The 2,920-nt window shown below is 69.4% G+C and carries 2 protein-coding genes; one reads left to right on the top strand and one right to left on the bottom strand.

The annotated features are described in order from the left end of the window. Positions 1-183: 183 nt before the first annotated feature. Entirely contained in the window at positions 184-1,410 is a 1,227-nt protein-coding gene (locus tag AC1DUQ_RS20080) for a pyridoxal phosphate-dependent aminotransferase (RefSeq protein ID WP_477060000.1), read from the bottom strand. Positions 1,411-1,624: 214 nt separating this feature from the next. On the opposite strand from AC1DUQ_RS20080, the gene urtA reads away from it, so the two are divergent. Beyond that, positions 1,625-2,884, top strand: a complete 1,260-nt coding sequence (gene urtA / locus AC1DUQ_RS20075; protein WP_477074453.1) for an urea ABC transporter substrate-binding protein — start codon at positions 1,625-1,627, stop codon at positions 2,882-2,884. Positions 2,885-2,920: the final 36 nt, after the last annotated feature.

Genomic DNA, 2,920 nt, shown 5'->3' with positions numbered 1-2,920 from the left:
CCTCAGTGCGTCCCGCCCCACCACGCCACCCCTGCCCAGCCCGCCCCACCTGAGGGTGCGGGTCCGGATGCGCGAGATCGTGGGATTGGCACGACGTCGACGGTTCGCACCCTCGATCTCGCACCGGACCCACGATCTCGCGCCGGCGGCGTGGGTTGCGCCGGTGCGGTGGCGCTGGCGGAGCTACTGGCGGTAGCTGGAGAGGAAGTTGCCCATCCGCTCGATCGCCTCCGCCAGGACCCGGGCCTCCGGGAGCGTGACGATGCGCAGGTGGTCCGGGGTGGGCCAGTTGAAGCCGGTGCCCTGGACCAGCAGGATGTGCTCGCTCACCAGCAGGTCGTAGACCAGGCGGGCGTCGTCGCGGATCTCGTGGACGTCCGGGTCCAGGCGCGGGAACAGGTAGAGGGCGCCGTCGGGGCGGACGCAGTCGACGCCGGGGATCGAGGTCAGCCCGCGGTACGCCACGTCGCGCTGCTCGTGCAGCCGGCCTCCGGGCGCGATGAGGGCGTCGATGCTCTGGATCCCGCCGAGGGCGGCCTGGACCGCGTGCTGGGCGGGGACGTTCGGGCACAGGCGGGTGGACGCGAGCAGGGTGATGCCCTCGAGGAACCCGGTGGCGTGCTCGCGTGGGCCGGTGACGACCAGCCAGCCGGACCGGTACCCGGCCACGCGGTACGTCTTGGACAGGCCGTTGAACGTCAGGCAGAGCAGGTCCGGGGCGACCGTCGCCATCGGGATGTGCTGCGCGCCGTCGAAGAGGATGCGGTCGTAGATCTCGTCGGCGAGCAGCAGGAGGCTGTGCTCCCGGGCGATCGCCGCGATGCCCTCCAGCACGGTGCGCGAGTAGACCGCGCCGGTCGGGTTGTTCGGGTTGATGACGACGATCGCCTTGGTCCGCGGGGTGACCAGGGAGCGCAGGTGCTCCAGGTCGGGCTCCCAGCCGGCGGACTCGTCGCAGCGGTAGTGCACGGGCACGCCGTCGGACAGCGAGGTCATCGCGGTCCACAGGGGGTAGTCGGGGGAGGGGATGAGCACCTCGTCGCCCTCGTCGAGCAGGGCCTGCATGACCATCGTGATGAGCTCGGACACGCCGTTGCCCAGGTAGACGTCGTCGACGTCGATCTCGGGGAAGCCGGGCTCGGTCTCGTACCGGGTGACCACCGCGCGGCGGGCACTGAGGATGCCGCGCGAGTCGGTGTACCCGTGCGCGTGGGGGATGGCGGCGATCACGTCGCGGACGATCTGGTGCGGCGCCTCGAACCCGAACGCGGCCGGGTTGCCGGTGTTGAGCCGCAGGATCGTGTGGCCCTCGGCCTCGAGCCGGACGACCTCGTCCAGGGCCGACCCCCGGATCTCGTAGAGCACGTTCTTGAGCTTCGACGACTGGTCCAGCGGGCGCAGGTGCGGCATCTATCGAGCGTATCGCCGGCTCGTGACTGAACCGGGACCGGTCCGAAACAGACCGTTTACGGGGGCTCGTCGCTGCCCGAAACACCCCGTCCCTAGGTTCGTCACCCATGGGCACAGGGATGTATACAGCACGGGACACAGCGCGGTGTCACGCACTGCCCCAGCCCGAGTCCGGATCTGCCCGTGAGCTCTTCCCCAGCGAAAGGCCCCTCCGTTGACCAGATCTCGCACGCGCGCACTCGCCCTCCCGGCGGCCGCCCTGGCCGTCGCCCTCGGCGTCGCCGGCTGTGGCGCCCGCACCTCCGACGACCCCGGGGCGGACGGCTCGGCGTCCTCGTCCTCGTGCGTCGACACSTCCGGCGACACCGTCAAGATCGGCTYSCTCAACTCKCTSTCSGGCACCATGGCGATCTCCGAGCAGACCGTCCGCGACTCCCTCGACCTGGCCGCCGAGGAGATCAACGCCGACGGCGGGGTCCTGGGCAAGCAGCTCGAGATCGTCGCGGAGGACGGGGCCTCGGAGCCGACCGTCTTCGCGGAGAAGGCCGAGAAGCTCATCTCGTCCGACTGCGTCGCCGCGGTGTTCGGCGGCTGGACGTCCTCGTCGCGCAAGGCCATGCTCCCCGTCTTCGAGGCCAAGGACTCGCTGCTGTTCTACCCCGTCCAGTACGAGGGCCTGGAGGCGTCGCCCAACATCTTCTACACGGGCGCGACGACCAACCAGCAGATCCTACCCGGGATGGACTACCTCAAGGAGCAGGGCAAGTCGAAGATCTTCCTGGTCGGCTCCGACTACGTGTTCCCACGCACGGCCAACAAGGAGATCATCGCGTGGGCCGGCGCCAACGACGTCGAGATCGTCGGCGAGGAGTACGCCCCGCTCGGGCACACCGACTTCGCGACGATCGTGAACAAGCTCAAGGGCTCCGGCGCGGACGCAGTGTTCAACACGCTGAACGGTGACTCCAACGTCGCGTTCTTCAAGGAGTACAAGAACGTCGGCCTGGCCGCCGACACGCTTCCCGTCGTCTCGGTGTCCATCGCCGAGGAGGAGGTCGGGGGCATCGGCATCGACAACATCGTCGGCCAGCTCACCGCGTGGAACTACTACCAGACGGTCGACAGCCCGGAGAACGCGACGTTCGTCGAGGCGTTCAAGGCCAAGTTCGGCGACGAGCGCGTGACGTCCGACCCGATGGAGGCCGCGTACACGTCGCTCTACCTGTGGAAGGGCATGGTCGAGAAGGCCGAGTCGTTCGACGTCGCGGACATCCAGGAGGCGGCCGGCGGCGTGACGTTCGACGCCCCCGAGGGCACAGTGACCGTGAACGGCGACAACCACCACATCGCCAAGACCGCGCTCATCGGCAAGATCGGCCCCGACGGGCTCATCTACACCGAGTGGTCGTCGGACGGCCCCATCGAGCCGGACCCGTTCCTCGAGGGCTACGACTGGGCCGAGGGCCTGTCCTGACCCACCCCTGACGCGGTGGCCCGGCGGCTCCTCTGG

This window comes from Cellulomonas sp. P4_B5_2, assembly GCF_056402235.1.
This window is presented reverse-complemented; position numbering and strand designations above follow the sequence as displayed.